This window comes from Ruminococcus sp. CAG:379, from assembly GCF_000434255.1.
GTDB lineage: Bacteria > Bacillota > Clostridia > Oscillospirales > Ruminococcaceae > Ruminococcus_F > Ruminococcus_F champanellensis.
In genome coordinates this window covers 1-3,351 of sequence record NZ_FR894910.1, presented here as the reverse complement: position 1 = coordinate 3,351, position 3,351 = coordinate 1, and the positions used below count along the sequence as shown (strand labels likewise).

Sequence of the window (3,351 nt, the reverse complement as noted above, 5' to 3'; positions counted from 1 at the left end):
GGAAAGAGAGGGATTCGAACCCTCTGCGAATTACCTACGCATTATAGCATTTAAACACCTACATGTCAAGTGTTTTCAAAGCATCAGTTCTCGCAGAAGGATATATTCCTTTTTGTTGCCTTTTTCGGAACATTGTGTTATAATGAATCCAACTAAATTGTTGGAGGGAACTTGCAATGTCATACAATACAAACAATCAATCGAATGTTCTTGCGGTCATGCGCAGCAAGATCCCCTTGTCCGCAAGTGGAATTCCCAAAAACATGACCTTATCTGAATTTGCAGAGTACTGGTTGAAATACTTAACGCCTGACTTAAAAGTTGCTACCCGTTATTCTTACCAAAGTGCTTTTGCCAATCATATTAATCGGGTTTTCTTATCGATGAAACTATCGGAAATTTCTCCGGAGGATGTTCAGCTTTTTATCCTGAGCCTTGCTGAAGGCGTTGAACTGAATAAGCCGCTGCACCCGAAAACAATCCGAAACATCCATGGCGTTTTGCATAAGTGTTTACAAACTGCATACGATTTGAATCTCATTAAGGAAAATCCAGCAAAGCACACTACGTTGCCAAAGCCAAAGAAACCCGAGCTAATTCCAATGAACAATGAGCAAATGTATGCATTTCTAGAAGCAATTGATGGGCATCCACTTGAAATTCTTTATAAGCTAGCTTTGTTTACAGGAATGCGCAAAAGCGAATTGATTGGACTAACATGGGACTGCTTCAACTTTGACGAAGGCAACATTCGAATTTATCGTCAGCTTTCATATGATAAATTCAAAAAGCGTTATTTTTATGATTCCGTCAAGAATAATAAACCTCGTACAATTTATCCTGCGGAATCTGTTATGGAGATGATGAAGCAATTTCACGACAAAGAACCAAACAATGGCTTTGTTTTTCGTGGATTAGGAGGAAATCAGCATTTAACACATTCTATGATTCGCTGTCCTTTTGAAAAAATCATGAAGCAAATCGGCATGCCAGAATTTCGTTTTCACGACTTGCGGCATACATATGCTGTCATAAGTATCAAAGCCGGTGTTGATCTGAAAACATTGTCCGCAGCTATGGGACACCACTCCGTTGCGTTTACGCTGGACACCTACGCTTTTGCCCTGACAGATATGAAACTGGAAAGCGCAAAAAGGATGCAGTCCTTTTTGAATGAACAGAAAATCAAGGTATAACAGGAGGGATTTTAATGATTCGAGATGAAAAAGATGACAGATCCATTGCAGACTTTGTTTGTGATGTATGTGCTCCAAGCGGTTGGCTGCTGAAATTCTATGTCACAACCATAGAAGATGTGAAAGCCGATCCGGACGCTGAACCGAATGAACGTTTCACCTACGAAGGTCCGGCAGAGGAGTTCTGGCATGAAATGCGCATGCGTGGTGATGAAATTGCTGCCATTCTGGATGAAAAGGTCATGCAGATTGCAGAAGAAATCCTGTGCGATTACCACGAAAAAGTTCTGACAATTGATATTCTCTATTGACATAAGAAGATAGGAGGTTTGCATGGAAAGCCTGATGAACGCAGATGATTTTTTCTTTTCAGCCGAGGATGATGCTCTCGCCGAAAAAATCGCAGCATTTTTCCCGAAAAACAGTCCGACTGCTGATGCCGCCTACATGGCGAATGTGGCAATCGGCAATATTAAGCCGGAACGTCTGAATGATGCCGTTGATCAGACTTTCCGGCTTTACGGCTATCATGCCAAGAAATACAGATTTCAAGACGGCAAGGACGGCAAAATCTGCACGCTGTTCTGCCGGAATGCTTCCAACCAGCTGAAGGCATTGTCAACGACTTCCGAGAGAGTCTATGAAGCTCTCGGCATTATCTCGATGATCTATCGGGAGCATGTCGGAAACGGTATCCCGATCCGGATCCGGAGCTACCAGACCGGTAGCCAAGGAAGAGCCTTCACGCTGGAAGTTCTGAACGAATAAAGGAGACAAAAACATGACAAAGAAGATTGCCTTATATAACAACAAAGGCGGTGTGGCAAAAACCACATCTATCATCAATCTGGCGTACAGCATGCAGAAAACCGGCAAAAAGATATTGGTAGTGGACTGCGATACCCAGGAAAATTGCTTCTCGTTTTTCATGACGGCGCAGAATGTGAACAGCATTCTGCCGACAGAATATGAGAACATCAATCACACCACCTGGGCACGATATATTGATATCACAAGCGAGGATACTGCTGTATATGACTATATCTTGTTTGACTTACCTCCGGCTATGACGGATGAAGTCAAACAGATTATCCGCCACTGCGGTATGGTCTATGTGCCAACTATGCTGGGCGAGTTTGAAATTCAGGGTTTGGAAAGAGTCACCGTCGAGATCGCAAAGCAAAATGCACGACTCGGCGGTATTTTTGTCACTATGTATCAAAAGCAAAACGATGCAAAGCTGCTGCAAGAATTTCGCAGTGCGCTGCAAACCCGGCTGATGCAGACAGTAATCCCCTACTCACGCACCGTCAGAGAAAGCCAGAAAGCTGGGTTGCCGATCGAAGCATACTTCGTTGAAAAGAAAGTACCGAGAAACGGGAGCAGCTGGAAGATCGTCAACGCCTATGAGGGGCTGTCTACGGAAATCATGAATAGATAGGAGGATCCTAAAATGAAAACCATGCTAAGCAATCTTGCATCCATTGCCCAGAACACACAATCCGACAACATCCGCATGATTGATATTGCGCAACTGCATGAATCCCAAGCAAACTATTTTGAGATGCAACGAATTGAAGAATTCGCCTATACCATCCTGGGTCAGGGTGGCGTAAAGGATAATCTGGTAGTACGTCCTCTGGAAAGTGGCGGCTATGAAATTGTCAGCGGACACCGCAGGAGAGCAGCTGTGCAATATCTGCTGGATCACGGGGAAAACATTTCACGGCTGCTTCCCTGCTTGATTCAAGAATATGCTGACGAGGATGCTATGATGCTGGATCTGATCCTTCTGAACGTATCTGCACGGCAGCTCTCCGATCAGGAACTGTGGCAAAGTTATGAGAATCTGGATGCCATTCTGAAAAGAAAAAAAGAAGCCGGAGAAAAATTTGGTCGGGTACGGGAGAAAATTGCTGAAATCCTTGGCGTATCCCCTTCACAGGTCGGCAAAATGCAGAATGTGGATCGAAACGCCATTGATCCAATCAAAGACGCTGTTGCAAGCGGTGCAATCTCCATTTCAACCGCAAATGTGATTGCACAACTGAATGAAGAACAGCAGGAGGAGCTTGCTGCTGGTGATTTAAGCAAAATCAAACCCAGGGAAATTAAACAGGCTGCTGCGCCGAAAGTTGACACAAGTAGCAACTTT

At 44.0% G+C, this 3,351-nt stretch carries 5 protein-coding genes; all 5 read left to right on the top strand.

Annotated elements, in window-relative coordinates:
- Positions 1-176: 176 nt before the first annotated feature.
- Positions 177-1,196, top strand: coding sequence for a tyrosine-type recombinase/integrase (locus QVO51_RS07775; protein ID WP_022357933.1), 1,020 nt, complete (start codon positions 177-179; stop codon positions 1,194-1,196).
- 14 nt (positions 1,197-1,210) lie between these two features.
- The gene (locus tag QVO51_RS07770; protein ID WP_022357932.1) at positions 1,211-1,507 is read left to right on the top strand and encodes a hypothetical protein; all 297 of its coding nucleotides are present in this window, start codon (positions 1,211-1,213) and stop codon (positions 1,505-1,507) included.
- A 22-nt stretch (positions 1,508-1,529) separates the two neighbouring features.
- Positions 1,530-1,964 carry a hypothetical protein gene (locus QVO51_RS07765; protein ID WP_022357931.1) on the top strand — a complete coding sequence of 145 codons (435 nt, stop codon included), beginning with the start codon at positions 1,530-1,532 and terminating at the stop codon, positions 1,962-1,964.
- A gap of 13 nt (positions 1,965-1,977) precedes the next feature.
- The gene (locus QVO51_RS07760; RefSeq protein ID WP_022357930.1) at positions 1,978-2,637 is read left to right on the top strand and encodes a ParA family protein; all 660 of its coding nucleotides are present in this window, start codon (positions 1,978-1,980) and stop codon (positions 2,635-2,637) included.
- Positions 2,638-2,649: 12 nt separating this feature from the next.
- A partial coding sequence (locus QVO51_RS07755) for a ParB/RepB/Spo0J family partition protein (protein ID WP_288168018.1) occupies positions 2,650-3,351 on the top strand: 702 nt, incomplete at its 3' end.

Bases quoted from the DNA above. Each gene is read 5' to 3' on its own strand.
- QVO51_RS07760 (WP_022357930.1), top strand. From the start codon at position 1,978: ATGACAAAGAAGATTGCCTTATATAACAACAAAGGCGGTGTGGCAAAA.
- QVO51_RS07765 (WP_022357931.1), top strand. From the start codon at position 1,530: ATGGAAAGCCTGATGAACGCAGATGATTTTTTCTTTTCAGCCGAGGAT.
- QVO51_RS07775 (WP_022357933.1), top strand. From the start codon at position 177: ATGTCATACAATACAAACAATCAATCGAATGTTCTTGCGGTCATGCGC.
- QVO51_RS07770 (WP_022357932.1), top strand. From the start codon at position 1,211: ATGATTCGAGATGAAAAAGATGACAGATCCATTGCAGACTTTGTTTGT.